A 14,665-nucleotide genomic window follows, 5' to 3' on the forward strand; every position below is an offset into this window, starting at 1 on the left:
GTCAGTTCCGCCCCCGCCTCGTGTCGCGCGAATCGTCGCCGGACGCCGGCGTCGACGCCGAGTCGGGGACTTCCTCGACGCCCTCGATTCGACCGTCGCGGACGTGGACGATCCGTTCGGCGTGTTCGGCGATCCGCCGGGAGTGGCTCACCAGCATAATCGTGTTCCCGCGGTCGTGGATCTCGCCCAGGAGCCGCATAATCTCCGCGCCGGTTTCGGTGTCGACGTTCCCAGTCGGTTCGTCGGCGAGTAGGATGGACGGCTCGGGCGCGAGCGCCCGGGCGATGGCGACCCGCTGGCGCTGCCCACCGGAGAGTTCGTTCGGCTTGTGGTCGTACCGCGCGCCGAGGCCCACGTCGTCGAGGACTGTCCGCGCCCGATCGAGCCGGTCGTCCCGGTCCCAACCGTCGAAGACGAGCGGCAGCGCGACGTTCTCGACGGCGGTGAGACGCGGCATCAGATTGAACGTCTGGAAGATGAATCCGATGTCAGTGCCTCGCTTCTCGGCGCGGCGGGACTCAGAGACTGCGCCCAGGTCGTCGTCTGCGACGCGAACGCGACCCTCGTCCGCCGTGTCGAGTCCGCCAACGAGGTTGAGAAGCGTCGACTTGCCGGACCCGCTCGGCCCCATCACTGCAGTGTAGGAGCCAGAATCCAGCGACAGCGACACGTCGTCGAGCGCCGTCACGGTCCCGCCGAGTTGGTACCGTTTCGTCACGCCCGCTAACTCCACGAGCGGCGTCGGCGCACGCTCGCTTGCTTCCGAGGGGGGTGATTCGTCGGCACCGGCGACCCCAGTGGCCGGCGAATCGTTCGACACAGGACTCACTACGAGCGGTTGGGTTCGAACGGTGAAAAACTCACGGCTGTCCGCGGTATGGGGGACGCCGTGTCGTCCAATCTGCCGGAACAGCACATAATGGCGCCGGCCGCAGCGCATTTACAGACGAAGTCCCTATCGCTGATAATGGTGGGAACTGACGGCGAGGACAGAGGCGGCATCGGAATCGGAGTCGTCCTCGGGGTGGTCGCTCTCTTGGGCGTTGCGACGATAGCCGGGATGGCGGTCACCGACGTCGGTGCGCCTTCCGGAGCGGAGATTCTCGACGACGCGGAGCAGCGATACGAGAGTGCCGAGACCGTCGTCGGCGCGGCGACCGTAACCGCGACGAACGAGACGGCGACGCGAACGTACGAGGTCTCGTTCACCGTCGCCGAGGAGAATCGATCTCGCGTGTCGATTTCGAGCGACAATCGGACGGCCGTTCTCGGAACGAACGGCAGCGTCGGCTGGATCCACGACGAGCGAACGGGCGTGACCCGGATCGTCTCGAATGCGTCGATGCCGGCCGACGGGGCGATGCACGACTCGGACGCGATGCACGGGACGGAGTATGCGCTCAACGAGAGTCAGAAGCAGGCGTGGCAGGACGCGAGCGAGCGGGCTCGCACCGTAATGTATGATTGGACCGCGGAGAACACGACCGCGACTCGGACGGGCCGTGAGACCGTGGACGGAACCGACGCCTGGGTCGTCGAAGTGACGTCCGAAAACGAGAGCCGCACGGGTACCGTCACCAACTGGATCGCCGTCGACTCCTCGAAGGTTCTCAAACAGGAGCTCAGCGGCGAACACGGCACCGTGACGATTACCTACTCCGAGGCGCGGTTCGACATCAGCGTCGCCGACAGCACGTTCCAGCCGCCGAGCGCGGAACTGCCGGCCGGCGCGGAGATCGACTCCTTCGACGTGCTCCAGAACGCGACCGACGTGACCGTCCCCGAAGTCACCGACTCGGCGTACGAATTCAGTGAGGGCGCCGTGTTGAACTACGGCGGCGAGACGGCTGTCGCCCGCTACGTGGGTCCCGAGAACGTGACGGTCTTCGCCAGCAACACGGAGACGCTCCCGTACGCGAGCGGTGACGCGACCGAAACTGAGATCGGTGGCGTGAGCGCGAGCGTGACCGAGATGGACGGCCGAGTCGCGGTGACGTGGGAGACGGACGGCGGCACGGTCGCCCTCGTGACTGACTCCGACCGCGAGACGGCGATCGAACTCGCGGAGTCGCTCCTCGCACAGACGACCGCCTCCTGATCCGCGCGCGAATCGACCCCGCCCCGGCGAGCGCAGCGTCGCTCGCCGGACTCCGCGCCCTTTATCTCGAAGCCGCGGACACGAGGTACGTATGGCATCTGGCGGACGTGAGCGGACAGCGACGTTTCGGGGACTCCTCGAACTCACCCGTCCCGGCAACGCCGTCGCCGCTGGCGTTCTCACGTTCACCGGTGCGTTCGTCGCCTCGGGGTTCGGCTCGGGGCCGGTCGCCGTCGTCGCTGCCGTGCTCGCGACCGTCTTCGCGACGGGCGCCGGAAACGCGATCAACGACTACTTCGATCGGGAGATCGACCGGATCAACCGGCCGGACAGACCGATCCCTCGCGGCGCGGTGTCGCCCCGCGGCGCGCTCGTCTTCAGCGTCGTGTTGTTTCTCGGTGCGGTCGTGGCTGCACTCGTGCTCCCGCTGGCGGCGATCGCGATCGCGGTCGCGAATCTCCTTGCGCTGCTCGCGTACACGGAACTGTTCAAGGGGCTTCCGGGCGTCGGCAACGTCGTCGTCGCGTACCTGACTGGCTCGACGTTCCTCTTCGGTGCCGCGGCAGTCGGTCGGCTCGGTGATCCGGCGGCACTCGTGTTGTTCGCGCTCGCCGCGCTGGCGACGCTGACGCGGGAGATCGTCAAGGACGTAGAGGACATCGCAGGCGATAGAGAGGAGGGACTTCGGACGCTCCCCATCGTCGTCGGCGAACCGACGGCACTCCGAATCGGGGCCGTCGTCTTGCTCGTCGCCGTGGCGGCGAGCGCGCTCCCGTACGTGATGGGTACGTTCGGGCTCGCGTATCTGCTCTTGGTCGTCCCCGCGGACGGCGTGATGCTCGCCGCGTTGCGGCAGTCCTTCGATCGCCCGTCGATCGCCCAGCAGCGACTGAAGCGGGGAATGTTTCTCGCGACTGCGGCGTTCGTCGCCGGCCGAGTGGCTGAGACCGGTCTCGTGTTCTAAAACCCCAACAAACTAGCGCTACCTCCTGATAGTCTGGTGTACAGCGCCGGTTCATTCGGACGGCGATTGCCGTACCGCACACCGGAGCAATCAAAAAGAATATTATCTGCACCCGATATGGTCTACTCGTCTAATGACTCCCGGCGAGTCGATCCATCGGACGATCAACACCTTCCTTGTAGCTAGCGGCTCGACGCCGAGGAGATCAGATGTATGACCTCGGCCCGGACCTCGATGCAGAGGTCCCCCCGGGAACGAACATCCTGGTGAGCGGTCCACCTCTCTCGGGGAAACGATCGCTCTGTCTCGACATCCTCGCGTCGGGCACGGAGAAAGGTGAGGGAGCGATCATCGTCACTACCAAGGACGGCGCCGACCGCGTACTCAGAGACTTCGAGACGCGGATCGCGTACGAGGACCGCCCGGTGGCCGTCGTAGACTGTGTCACGCGCCAGCAGGGCGTCGGCGACATTCGCGACGACGAACGGATCAAATACACCTCCTCACCCGTCGATATGACCGGGATCGGGATCAAACTCTCCGAGTTCCTCCAGGCGTTCTATCAGGATCAGGGAATCCAGCAGAACCGCGTGATGCTGCACTCGCTATCGACGCTTCTGATGTACGCGGATCTCCAGACGGTGTTCCGGTTCCTGCACGTCTTCACCGGCCGCATCCAGAGCGTCGACGGCCTCGGCGTGTTCGCCATCGACGCGAGCGCCCACGACGACCAGACGATGAACACGCTGAAGCAGTTGTTCGACGGCATCGTCACCACTCAAGAGGACGGACCGCCGTCGGTTCGGCTGGCGGGCGACTGAGCCGACCACGACGATCACGGCAGACGTTTTATCCCGGTCGCGTCTCTCCTCCACGTATGCCTATCAGCGACGACGACGGACTGCGGTCGGTACTGGCTCACGAGACGGTCGCCGTAGTCGGGTGCTCGACGACGCCTGGAAAGGCCGCCCACGACATCCCGGCGTATCTCCAGCGGCACGGGTATCACGTCGTGCCGGTCAATCCCTTCGCCGACGAGATCCTCGGCGAAACCGCCTACGACTCGCTTGCGGACGTTCCAGAGTCGATCGACGTCGACGTCGTCAACGTCTTCCGGCCGAGCGACGAGGCTGGCGACATCGTCGAGGCGGCGATCGAGCGCAACAACGTCGTCGGCGACGTCGACGTAGTGTGGCTCCAGCTCGACATCACCGACGACGAGGCGGGCGAGCGGGCCTGCGACGCCGGCCTCGACTTCGTTCAGGACAAGTGTATGAAAGTCGAGCACGCACGGCTCGTCGACTGACCGCGGAGAATTGCTTCCCGCCTCTGTTCGGCGTCAGCCGCTATTTGGACGACGCAGAGCCGCTCTCGGTCGTCTCAGAGGCGGACTCGCTCTCGGTCGTCTCCGACGTCGACTCGCCTTCGTCCGTCTCCGAGGCAGCCTCCTCGTCGGTCTGCTCTGCTTCGGCGATGTGTGCTTCGGCGGTGACGCTCTCGACGTCGATCCCCTCCTTCTCGGCGAGGGCGTCGAGTAGCGCGCGCATCTCCGCGGCCTCGCGTTCGAGGCGGTCGACGCGGTCGCTGGTCTCCTGGGTCGTCTCACGCATCTGGACGACCTGATCGCGGAGGTCGTTCAGGCGCGTGTAGACGTCCTCGGCCATCTCTGTCACCTTCTGGAGCTTCTTCGCCGTGCCTCCTAGTCCCATACGGCCCTCTGTGCGCCCCGGCTTTGTGTGCGTTCCGGCTTTGTCTGCGGAGCGGTATCCCTCCAGCGCAGACCGTCTCACGGCGCCGGCGGGCTCAGAGGTCATCGGCGTCGATGCGGCCGACGAGCCGACGCAGACCGACGTAGATCGCGACGGAGATGGCAACGGCGACCCCGACAGCGGCCACTTCTGCACGCCCGGCGCTCCCGATTGCGAGCCGTGAGGCAGCGTTGATCGGCCCGTTCGGCAGGAGCGTCGTCCCGCCGAAGACGAACAGCACCCCGACGGAGTAGAGGAACTGGGCGGCCCGCCGTTCGGGCGCGAGCAACGCGATCGCCGCCCCGAGTCCACAGATCAGAAGCGCCATCGCAGCGACGAGCGCGAGGAGCGCGGGCACGTTCTGCACGCTCGTTCCGTTGAGTTCGAGGAGGCCGATCCACAGCGCGGCCTGCACCGGCGCGAGACCGGCGGCCGCGAGCAGTTTCCCGTCGACGACGTCGGAGAGCGAGACGGGTGCAACGCGGAGCAGTTCGAGCGTGCCGCGGTCGATCTCCTCGGTCAGAGAGTCGACGGCGACTGACCCGGAGATGAACACCGGTAGGAAGAGCAACAGCGGCAGCAGGATGGTGTAGGTGAAGCTAAAGTACGGGCTGGAGGTCGCTTCCGGCGGCAGTTCGAGGGGGAGCGAGTCCAGATACGCAGCCCGGTCAGTACGCTCGGCGCGCTCGAACGAGCGGACCACGTCGCGCAGCTGGACGACGACGATGGTCGTCTGGACGTTCGAGTCGGGCGCGACGGCCCTGACGAACACCCGCTGATCCCGCGTCTCCGCGACGAGGACGGCGTCGATGCCGGTCGCTCGATACTCCTGGAACGCCCGCATCGCCGTCTCCTCGGAGCGGTAGAACTGTGCGTCGACGCCGCGCACCTCCTGTGACGCCCGGATCAGGTCCTCAGCGGCGTCGCCGGTGACCGCGACGTCGACCTCGTAGCCGTCGACCTGTCCCGGATCGTACAGCGAGACGAGCCCCACGACGAGGAACGAGGAGAACGCCGCGATGAATAACTGGAGCGCGAGCGCGAGCACGATCGTCTTCTCCTTTCGGAGGCTCCCCAGTTCGCGGCGCGCGATCGTCAGCCGCGGGTCGGTGCGATCACCCAAGGCGGCTCACCACCGTGAGATTGTAGGCCGTGTGAACGAGCACGCTGCCGACGAAGGCGGCCGCATACCAGCGGACGTCACGCCGCGCGCCGAGCGCGGTCAGTCCCGCGGTGACGACATGGAGCACGAGCGGCGCGAACAGCAGTCCCGCCGCCGAGAACACGCCGATGCCCGAGGGCGCGAATGCGGCCTGTCCGAGCGCCAGCTCGGGGAGCCCGACCACCTGCGCGACCGCGGTGAACTTCTCGCCGACGAAGAACCCGAGGCCGGAGAGCGCGCCGAGGACGAGCGCGACGCGTCGCGTTCGCGGGAACGTGTCGCTCTCGAAGACCGCGTAGACGTGCAGACTCTTGGCGAGTTCCTCGACGAGTGCGACGACCACGAGGAGGAGGGGCACAGTGAGCGAGACCGGTAGGGCGAAAAGCACCGCGATCGCGAGCAGTTCCGCGACGAAGACGAACGGAATCGACAGCCCCGAGAGGACAGCGACGTCCCGCGGGCGCGACACCTGCGCGTCGAGCGCGTCGAGGAATTTCAGCGGGACGGGACGCTGGGTGAACAGGTCCTCTTCTCTGTAGATGCCGACGCCGAGCAGGAACAACACGCCGGCACAGAGGACGAACGGTCCCGTCGCGAAGAGGAACGCGCCCGGTGTCACCGACTCCAGCGGCTGGAGATCCCGGACCACGACCGTCAGCGGCGAGATGAGCGCAATCGGCGTGACGTTCGCGAAGATCGCGGGCACGAACGTGTACGCAGTCAGGAACACCGACACCGTGACCGTGACGAACGTGAGTTCCTTGAACGAACGCGCGAACATCGCGCCGGCGAACGTCGCCGCGAGAAACACCAACGCGATGGGTATCACGGCCGCGACGGCGACGACGCTGCCGCCGACGCCTAACGCGACGAGCGCCGTCAGCGCGAGCATCGCGGCGAGATACGGGAGGGTCTTGCCGGCGACGATGTCGCCCGGCGAGATGGGGGCCACGAGCAGGAGTTCGCCGCGGCGGTTGATCCGCTCGTTGAGCATCGTGCTCCCGTAGGCCTGCACCACGAAGTTCATCGGAACCAGAAAGGCGAACGCCAAGACGAGCGAGCCGAAGGGGAAGGGCGGTTGGATCTCCGCCGGCGACCCGGAGCTTCCGCCGCCGAGCGGATTGATTCCACTCAGCGCGGGGACGCCGAGCGGGCCGCCAGATCCAGTCGACGCGGCTGTCTCCTCGTCGTCTGTGGTGCCGTCAGAGCCGGTCTCCGCGCCGTCGGTCGCGCCGCCCGCACCGCCGTCGGCTCCGCTTCCGATCCCACTTCCGGATCCGCCATCGTCGTCAGCGACAGCAGCGTCCGGGATCCCCGCCGAGCGCGAGACGTACTGGAGGACGACGACGACCGGAAACGCCGCTGAGCCGTTCTCCTGAGAGCGCATCAGGCCGACGTTGTACGCCCGAACCGCAGACCGAAGTTCCGAGAGCGCCGCGCGTCCCTTCGGCGTGTCGGCGGCGCGGAATTGTCCCTCTCGCACGAGGACGTCGACGTCGCCGTCGCGGAGCGCGTCCGGATCCGGGGGGCGCGCGTCGAGTGCGACGCTCCGCTCGACGGGCTCTCGATACGGGCTGTCCTGGTCGACGCCGACACGGTAGATGTCGCGGTCGAGTGCGACCCCACCGGCGAACGCGCCGGCCCCGAGGATCGTTCCCGCGAGTACGAGCGCGAGCACGCCGAGCACCGCCGTTCGACGGTCGACGATCCCCGCCGAGCGTTCGACCTCCCAGCGGGCGATCCGGACGACCGCCGCGACGCGTTCGCGCAGCGAGCGCGTCACTGCCGGCGACCCCCCTCAGGGTCGGTCTGGATGGCGTCGGCGTCGACGTCGGAAGGTGCTCGCCCGTCGCTCTCTGCCCGCGCTCGCGTGCCGCTCGCTTTCGGCTCTCGGCCCTGCCCCTCGGCCGCGGCGGGCGGCGTCTCGCGGGCGAGGTCGAGGAAGATGTCTTCGAGGCTCTGCTCTCGCGTGCGGATGTCGACGACCTCGCCTCCGGCCGCGGTGGCTTGCTCCCGGACCGCCTCGACGGCGTCCATATCGGGGACGACGGTGCGGTAGCGCTCCGCCCCCGATTCCGACCGTCGGTCGGGCGTCGCGCCGTCGACCGAGACAGTGGTGAACACGTGGTAGTCGGTGCTCCCGTGGGCCGCGCGGATTTCGGGGACGGTCCCGCGGGCGATGATCTCTCCCCGATTCATAATCACGACCCGGTCGCAGACGCTCTCGACGTGATAGAGGTTGTGCGCGCTGAAGAGGACGGTCTTGCCCTGATCGGCGAGTTCGCGAGTGAACTCCAGCACGTAGTTCGTCGTCAGCGGGTCCAGCCCCGAGGCGGGCTCGTCGTAGATGAGGAGGTCGGGATCGTTGACCAGCGAGCGGGCGATCGCGACCTTCCGCTTCATCCCCTTCGACATATCGCCTAAGCGCCGCTCGCGGTGTTCGAGTTCGAGGCGGTCGAGCGTCGATTCGGTTCGCTCTGTCGCCGCCTCGCGCGGGACGTCGTAGAGGTCGGCGAAGAACTGCAGATACGACCGCGGCGTCATATCCTCGTACAGCGGTGATTCCTCCGGGAGGAAGCCGAGGTTCCGACGCATCTCCGGGTCGCCGGCGTCGCGACCGGCGACCTCGGCAGTCCCACTCGTGGGCTCGACGAGCCCGGCGAGCATCTTCAGCGTCGTCGTCTTGCCCGCGCCGTTCGGGCCGACGACGCCGAATATTTCCCCCGTCTCGACCTCGAAGTCGCTGCCGACGACGGCGGGAAAGTCACCGTACGTCTTCCGCAGCCCTTCGACCCGTATCATCGCCATTGTCGAGCGCCACGGAGGCTCCCAAAATAAAACCCGTCGGCGAGTGGCCCATTCGACCGCATCACTGCGGGGAAGAAGGCGAGATCACGGGAGCCCAGCATATCGAGCGTGTTGGTGTGCTGACGGAAATACTCAAGTTGCCGACTGCGGAGATACTACTCGACGGAGGCAAGTGTGAACGAGGATGGGGAGTCTGAAGGGGGGGAGCGAGAACCGATCGGCAGCGACGCCGCCGAACCGGACGCGACCGACGAGGCTCCTGGTGTGTTCAGCGGGACGATCGGTCCCGACGGACTCGACCGTGAGGCAGGCGAGAACAGTGCAGCGGGCGAGGGTGGAGACGGGGGAGAAGACGACGGCGGCCTCGACATTCCGCTCCCGTGGAACACCATTCCGAGCGACGACGATGCGGACGGGACAGACGACGACGCCGATTCGGCCGGTGAATCGACCGCCGAAGACGAAGGCGGCGGTGAGAGACGCGAGACAGCCGCCGATCCCGATTGCTTCCAGGATCTTCACTTCGTCGGGCCGAAGACCGCGGCTCTGCTCCGGGATTCGGAGATTTCGCTCACGGACTTTCTCGAGAAGCGCATCGCCTACCGCGATCTAACGGCGGCGGGCGTCAACCCGGGCGTCGCCGCCAAGATTCGCCGTGAGCACTCCCTCTCGTGGTCGCTCGATGGCGGCGGTACCGACCTCGGTCGGCGCTCCTCGCAGGTGCGCGGCCTCGACGACGACGAACGCGCCTGGATCGCCGCCTCCTCTGGGTGGTCGGACGACGAAGCCGAGACCGACGGGTCTGGCGACGGAACAGCGGGCGAAGCGGCGTGGCGTGAACAGACGGCGAGCGGAAACGACACCGTAGGTCGGACGGCTGACCGCGGCGTCGACGACGGTTCCTCCGCCACGGACGGTGAGGCGGCGTGGCGGGCCGGCGGAAGCGACGACCTGCTGGATTCGGACGACGGAGGCTCGGAAAACACAGCCGATACGGGCGGAGACGGGTCGTCGGCAGCGCGAGATGCGGAGTCTGCCTGGCGGCGACAGAGCGCGCCGACGCCGCTAACCGCGGTCGACGGTCTCGACGAGGAGGCAGCGGCCACCCTTCATCGGGCAGGCATCGGCTCGGTCCGCCGGCTCACGACTGCCGACCTCGAAAGCGTCGCCGACGCGCTCGACGTCGACCGCGAACGGGTCGAATCCTGGTACCGACTCGCGCGCGAACACGAGTCCTGACGAGCACCCTGAGGGAACCGCCACCTGACGAGTTATTTACTCGCCGAGTAAATATCGTCCGGATTTCGAGATGGCCGTCAAAGCCATTTTTAGAGATCATATCGTGGTTCTGCGGTCGAATCCGGTTCGTCTGCAGTAACAAAGATTTTATGGCTTTTGTAACCGCACACTGAATTACCGATTCCGCTGTCCCCGGAATGAGTGATCCGATGGCTACGAGAGACAATCCTGCGCCGACCGAACCCGAATCGACCAGCGCCACCATCGACGCCGTCCTCGACGTCGTCGCGCGCTCTGCACCGGACGTCCGCAGCGGCCTCCCCGGCCGCCGCGTCGCCATCGAGGGCGAGAATCCCTCCGGAGAGTCCCAAAAAGCGGCCGACGTGTACGCCGACGAACTCTTCCTCGATCGGATCGGCTCGATCTCTAACGTCGGCGTGTACGCCAGCGAGGAGCGCGCCGAGGGCATCGACGTCGGCAGCGGCCTCTCCGTCTGCGTCGACCCGCTCGACGGCTCGTCGAACCTCGAACCCAACGCCGCGATGGGGACGATCGTCGCGATCTACGACGGTCCCCTGCCGGCGAGCGGCGACGACATCGTCGCCGCCGCGTACGTGCTCTACGGTGCGACAACGACGATGATCGTCGCCCGTGAGGACAGCGTCACCGAGTACGTCATCCACCAGGACGGCGAGTACGAGGTCGCTCGCGAGGACGTGACGCTACCGGAAGATCCGACGGTCTACGGATTCGGCGGGCGCGTCCCCCACTGGGTCGAGGCGTTCCAGTCGTTCGTCGACGACATCGAGTCAGACCCGTCGATGAAACTCCGCTACGGCGGTGCGATGATCGGCGACGTGAATCAGGTGCTCACCTACGGCGGGATCTTCGGCTACCCGACGCTGACGAACGCCCCAGAGGGCAAACTACGGGTCCAGTTCGAGGGCTACCCCGTCGGCTACATCGTCGAAACCGCCGGCGGTGCGACCTCCGACGGTCACCAGTCGCTGCTCGACGTCGAGAAGGACGACCTCCACGCCCGGACACCGGTCTACGTTGGCAACGAGGAACTGATCGACGATCTCGAATCCGCTTTTTCGGATCACGAGTAACTCGCTCTGGAGATAGATACTCCAGACAGCACGTCGTTATTCTTTATCTCTTTCTTAGTGTATTATAGCGCTGTAAACTCAACTCTTGGAGCATCTGTAGCGCTTTCCAGTTTTTAGTATAATAAAATGTAGTATAGCGGATTAGTGGTAGGTTACCAGGAATCTTCGAACAGATTCCGGTACGCGTCGATCCGATCTTCGCTGGGCGGCGACGTCGCAAGCGTCACCACGAGCATCAACGCGATCTGAAGGACCAAGAGGGGGATGACCGGAAGGAAACCGAAGGTGAGACTTCCCGGCAGCAGACCCAACTGGAACCCCCAGATCCCGGCGAAGCCGACCGCGAGCCCGAGGGCCGAGGCTTCTTTCGTCACGCGTTCGGAGTAGAACGACGAGACGATCGGGAAGAACATCAGCGCGTAGCCGCTGAACGCGAAGATCGTCGTATCGATGATCGATTCCCGCGTGAGAAGCGCCGCGACGTAGGCGATCGCGAGGATGAGGACGATAAAGATCCGCGTGGCGAAGACCTCAGCGCGGTCGGTGATGTCGACGAACGGCCGGAGGATGTCCTCGGTGAGCATCGTCGCCAGCGTGAGCACCTGGCCGTCAAGCGTAGACATCAGTGCCGCGAGGATCCCCGCCAGTGCGAGGCCGACCAGCCACGTCGGGAAGTTCGCCTGAATCAGTGCCGGGAGGATGAAGTCGGGGTTGTCGATGTTCGGGAACTGCCCGACGCCCCAGAATCCGAGCATCACCGCCGGGCCCCACGTCAGCATCAACGCGATTGGGTAGACGACGGCAGTCCGCTGGAGTTTGCGACTGGAGCGGCCGGTCATATACCGAATGAACAGGTGCGGGAGGATGAACGTCTCAATCGAGACCAAGACCGCGACCGACACGTAACTCTTCCACTGCAGCGGCGGGAGATCCGCGCGGTTCAAGAGCGCTGGATTGACTTCGAGCGCGGCGCTGGTCGCCGCTCGGAAGCCGCCGAGTTGCTGCGGGATGACGAGCGCGAATCCGACGAGCGCGACGACGAAGATCGCACCCTGGAAGGCGTTCGTCCACCCTGTTCCGCGCATCCCGCCGGTTGAGACGTACGCCAAGACGACGAGCGTGATGATCAGGCCACCAGCCCAGTACGGGACGAATCCGTCGGTGAGTGACTGGAACGCGATGCCGCCGCCCTGGATGCCGACGAGCAGGTACGGCACCGTCCAGAACGTGAAAAGCAACATCGCGAACAGGCCGAGATACTTCGACTCAAAGCGGTGATTCAACACCTGCGCGGGCGTGATGTGCCCGAAACGCTTCCCGATGAGCCAGATGCGGTGACCGATCGTCATCATCAACAGCGGGAAGGTGAACACGAGGAGGCCAATGAAGTAGCCGTAGGCGTTGGGGCCGATATTGTAAGCCAGCCCCGGCGCGCCGATCATCACGACGGCGGACATATTCGTCGCGAACAGTGCGGCCAGGAGGACAATCGTGCCGAACGAGCGACTCGCCATCAGGTACTCCTCGCGAGATCCGCCCGTTCGACTGGACGCGTACTGTCCGACCCCGAGGACGAGAGTCAGGTAACCGACGATGATGGCGAGGATCAACGCGATATCAGAGGTAAGTGCAACCATCGTCGTCACCTACTGATTGGGATCCATCGGGTTGTCGTTCGGCGTGCTCACGTCGTCGCGCTCCTCACCCTTCGGCGCGACCGTGTACACCCAGTACAGGAGGATCACCGCGAGGACGGTGTACGCCAGATCGAAGGCCAACTGAACGGGCAGCCAGCCGAACAGCAGTCCGGCGTCCATCAGTCCGATCACTGACGAGTGGTGTAGAACCACCATCCCAACGAGCATTACGACGATTGCCGCATTCCGCGGCGTATTCGGATACCACACGCTATCTTTGAACATACGCGTTCTGACATTCCAATACTCAAACATAATAAGCGTTCCTCCGATTACAAGTCGGTACGAATCGGGGGGCGAGGTAGAGCCGTTACTGCAGCACGTGCGCTGTCTCGTAGTGCGTCCGGAACGCGAACCAGAGCCCGTGGCGGCCGGGGATACGGGCGCGCGTCTCGCCGTCGTCGGATCGAAGCTCGTTGCGCGTCAGTTCCCAGCGGGTACCCGCCTTGTCGACGAGGGCGACGCCATCTCCATCTTCGACGCGTTCGACCGACGTCGACGGCGCTTCGTAGACGGCGACGTCGTCTGTAGCATCCAGGAGGACGACGACGTCGCGACCGGCGACCTCGGCTTCCAGGACGTCCCCGTCACGCTCACGCAGGTCGTCGATCGGGACGGCCCACACCTCGTCGGGGTCGTCGCCGGTGATCCCGTAGACCGACGCCTTCTCGGGAAGTGGTCCGTCCTCGCGACGCACGCCGGGTTGGACGATCTCCTCGCGGTTCCAGTAGTGCTCGAAGAAGTCGATGTTGCCGTCGTAGTGCGAGTAGTCGTAGCCGTAGCCCGTCTCGATGTCGAGCGCGAGCGTGTCGGGGTACTGCTCTTTCCAATCGCCCCACTCGGTCTGTGTGACGGCGAACTGATTCAGGAAGCGATCGGGGTCCTCGGCGAGCATCTCTCCGCCGATCGGCGTGCCGGCGTGCTGGTCCCACAGCGTCTCGGTCTCCTCGTCGTACATCACCTTGTTACCGGATGCCAGCATCCCAGTGCTGCCGAACGTTCGGACTCTCTTCTCGCCGTCGACCTCGACCCGTCGGTCGTAGAGGATCGGCGCGTTACAGAGCGTGCAGTACGTGAGACTCACCGGCACGCCGTCGAGTTCGGCGTTCAGCAGTTCGTGCGGAAACAGGACCCAGCGCGGCACTGCATACTGTGTCCCCTCGATCTCGAAACCGAACACGACGTGGTCGTCGTCGAGATAGCGTTCGGGAGTGTGGTCCTGCTGGTCCGTGCTGTCGCCGCTCGCGTCGGTCTCCACCGCATCGCCGGGGACGAACGATGGGGCGTTCAGCGCGGCGAGGAACGAGCGATCGCAGTTACCCCAGCGGATTCCCTGGAGATCGAACTCACGCGGCTCACAATCGAGGAGGCCACCGACCGGCGGGAGATACGATCGATAGAGCCGGAGTTTCCATTCGTCGAACCCCGCCAGCGGGTCGATCTCCTGCTGGGAGTACCACGACTCCCACTCGACCCACGCGTGCTCGGAGTCGAAATTCGGTTCGGCGAGCGTCGCGAGGGCGTCGCGAACGCCCGGCCACCGAACTTCGGGGAGTTCGAGGTAGCGCGGTGGGTCCCGATCGCGGAGCACCGCGGGAAAGCCGAACCGCTCCCAGTTGTTCGCGATGCCGTCGATGACGAGTACTTCGAGGAGGTGGGGGACGACTCGCTCGTCGCCCTCCTCGGCGAGCGCGTCGATGGCGGCAGCGTGTGCGTCGGCGTCGCGATCGAGTAACTGATCGACCAGTTCTTGCAACCGCTCGGTGGAAGGCTCGGATGACTGTGTCACGGTACCATACCGAATGTCGATACCGTGTGAAAACAGTATCTATGGCGG

At 65.5% G+C, this 14,665-nt stretch carries 14 protein-coding genes; 6 read left to right on the forward strand and 8 right to left on the reverse strand.

Going from position 1 to position 14,665, the window contains the following annotated elements; translation table 11 throughout:
- Position 1: 1 nt before the first annotated feature.
- On the reverse strand, positions 2-733 hold the full coding sequence (locus tag NO347_RS15795) for an ABC transporter ATP-binding protein (RefSeq protein WP_425492401.1): 732 nt from the start codon (positions 731-733) through the stop codon (positions 2-4).
- Between the two features lie 234 nt (positions 734-967).
- Here NO347_RS15795 and NO347_RS15800 point away from each other — a divergent pair, with 234 nt between their 5' ends.
- From NO347_RS15800 to NO347_RS15815, 4 genes are all read left to right on the forward strand, one after another.
- Positions 968-2,098 carry a LolA family protein gene (locus tag NO347_RS15800; RefSeq protein ID WP_256290636.1) on the forward strand — a complete coding sequence of 377 codons (1,131 nt, stop codon included), beginning with the start codon at positions 968-970 and terminating at the stop codon, positions 2,096-2,098.
- 91 nt (positions 2,099-2,189) lie between these two features.
- On the forward strand, positions 2,190-3,062 hold the full coding sequence (locus NO347_RS15805; protein WP_256290637.1) for a geranylgeranylglycerol-phosphate geranylgeranyltransferase: 873 nt from the start codon (positions 2,190-2,192) through the stop codon (positions 3,060-3,062).
- 209 nt (positions 3,063-3,271) lie between these two features.
- Positions 3,272-3,883 carry an RAD55 family ATPase gene (locus NO347_RS15810; RefSeq protein ID WP_256290638.1) on the forward strand — a complete coding sequence of 204 codons (612 nt, stop codon included), beginning with the start codon at positions 3,272-3,274 and terminating at the stop codon, positions 3,881-3,883.
- A 56-nt stretch (positions 3,884-3,939) separates the two neighbouring features.
- Positions 3,940-4,368, forward strand: a complete 429-nt coding sequence (locus tag NO347_RS15815) for a CoA-binding protein (protein WP_256290639.1) — start codon at positions 3,940-3,942, stop codon at positions 4,366-4,368.
- Between the two features lie 40 nt (positions 4,369-4,408).
- Here the strand turns inward: NO347_RS15815 and NO347_RS15820 are convergent, their stop codons facing one another.
- The 4 genes from NO347_RS15820 to NO347_RS15835 form a co-directional block, all read right to left on the reverse strand.
- Positions 4,409-4,771, reverse strand: a complete 363-nt coding sequence (locus NO347_RS15820; RefSeq protein WP_256290640.1) for a DUF5798 family protein — start codon at positions 4,769-4,771, stop codon at positions 4,409-4,411.
- 94 nt (positions 4,772-4,865) lie between these two features.
- Positions 4,866-5,933 (reverse strand): ABC transporter permease, encoded by a 1,068-nt coding sequence (locus tag NO347_RS15825; protein WP_256290641.1) that lies wholly within the window; start codon positions 5,931-5,933, stop codon positions 4,866-4,868.
- Positions 5,926-7,755 carry a PrsW family intramembrane metalloprotease gene (locus NO347_RS15830; RefSeq protein WP_256290642.1) on the reverse strand — a complete coding sequence of 610 codons (1,830 nt, stop codon included), beginning with the start codon at positions 7,753-7,755 and terminating at the stop codon, positions 5,926-5,928. Before NO347_RS15830 ends, NO347_RS15825 begins: the two co-directional genes overlap by 8 nt.
- Positions 7,752-8,774, reverse strand: a complete 1,023-nt coding sequence (locus NO347_RS15835; protein WP_256290688.1) for an ABC transporter ATP-binding protein — start codon at positions 8,772-8,774, stop codon at positions 7,752-7,754. The genes NO347_RS15830 and NO347_RS15835 overlap by 4 nt, the downstream gene beginning before the upstream one ends.
- A 180-nt stretch (positions 8,775-8,954) precedes the next feature.
- Between NO347_RS15835 and NO347_RS15840 the strand changes: the two genes are divergently transcribed.
- Both NO347_RS15840 and NO347_RS15845 read left to right on the forward strand, forming a co-directional pair.
- Complete coding sequence (locus NO347_RS15840; protein ID WP_256290643.1) at positions 8,955-10,019, forward strand: helix-hairpin-helix domain-containing protein; 1,065 nt, start codon at positions 8,955-8,957, stop codon at positions 10,017-10,019.
- A gap of 209 nt (positions 10,020-10,228) precedes the next feature.
- Entirely contained in the window at positions 10,229-11,131 is a 903-nt protein-coding gene (locus tag NO347_RS15845) for a class 1 fructose-bisphosphatase (protein WP_256290644.1), read from the forward strand.
- A 152-nt stretch (positions 11,132-11,283) separates the two neighbouring features.
- Here NO347_RS15845 and NO347_RS15850 read toward each other — a convergent pair whose 3' ends face one another.
- The 3 genes from NO347_RS15850 to NO347_RS15860 form a co-directional block, all read right to left on the reverse strand.
- Complete coding sequence (locus NO347_RS15850; RefSeq protein WP_256290645.1) at positions 11,284-12,768, reverse strand: sodium:solute symporter family protein; 1,485 nt, start codon at positions 12,766-12,768, stop codon at positions 11,284-11,286.
- Between the two features lie 9 nt (positions 12,769-12,777).
- The gene (locus NO347_RS15855; RefSeq protein WP_256290646.1) at positions 12,778-13,053 is read right to left on the reverse strand and encodes a hypothetical protein; all 276 of its coding nucleotides are present in this window, start codon (positions 13,051-13,053) and stop codon (positions 12,778-12,780) included.
- A gap of 85 nt (positions 13,054-13,138) precedes the next feature.
- Complete coding sequence (locus NO347_RS15860; protein ID WP_256290647.1) at positions 13,139-14,617, reverse strand: DUF3179 domain-containing (seleno)protein; 1,479 nt, start codon at positions 14,615-14,617, stop codon at positions 13,139-13,141.
- Positions 14,618-14,665: the final 48 nt, after the last annotated feature.

This window comes from Halobellus inordinatus, assembly GCF_024464655.1.
GTDB lineage: Archaea > Halobacteriota > Halobacteria > Halobacteriales > Haloferacaceae > Haloquadratum > Haloquadratum inordinatus.

Bases quoted from the DNA above. Each gene is read 5' to 3' on its own strand.
- NO347_RS15800 (WP_256290636.1), top strand. From the start codon at position 968: ATGGTGGGAACTGACGGCGAGGACAGAGGCGGCATCGGAATCGGAGTC.
- NO347_RS15805 (WP_256290637.1), top strand. From the start codon at position 2,190: ATGGCATCTGGCGGACGTGAGCGGACAGCGACGTTTCGGGGACTCCTC.
- NO347_RS15810 (WP_256290638.1), top strand. From the start codon at position 3,272: ATGTATGACCTCGGCCCGGACCTCGATGCAGAGGTCCCCCCGGGAACG.
- NO347_RS15815 (WP_256290639.1), top strand. From the start codon at position 3,940: ATGCCTATCAGCGACGACGACGGACTGCGGTCGGTACTGGCTCACGAG.
- NO347_RS15820 (WP_256290640.1), bottom strand. From the start codon at position 4,771: ATGGGACTAGGAGGCACGGCGAAGAAGCTCCAGAAGGTGACAGAGATG.
- NO347_RS15835 (WP_256290688.1), bottom strand. From the start codon at position 8,774: ATGATACGGGTCGAAGGGCTGCGGAAGACGTACGGTGACTTTCCCGCC.
- NO347_RS15845 (WP_256290644.1), top strand. From the start codon at position 10,229: ATGGCTACGAGAGACAATCCTGCGCCGACCGAACCCGAATCGACCAGC.
- NO347_RS15850 (WP_256290645.1), bottom strand. From the start codon at position 12,768: ATGGTTGCACTTACCTCTGATATCGCGTTGATCCTCGCCATCATCGTC.
- NO347_RS15855 (WP_256290646.1), bottom strand. From the start codon at position 13,053: ATGTTCAAAGATAGCGTGTGGTATCCGAATACGCCGCGGAATGCGGCA.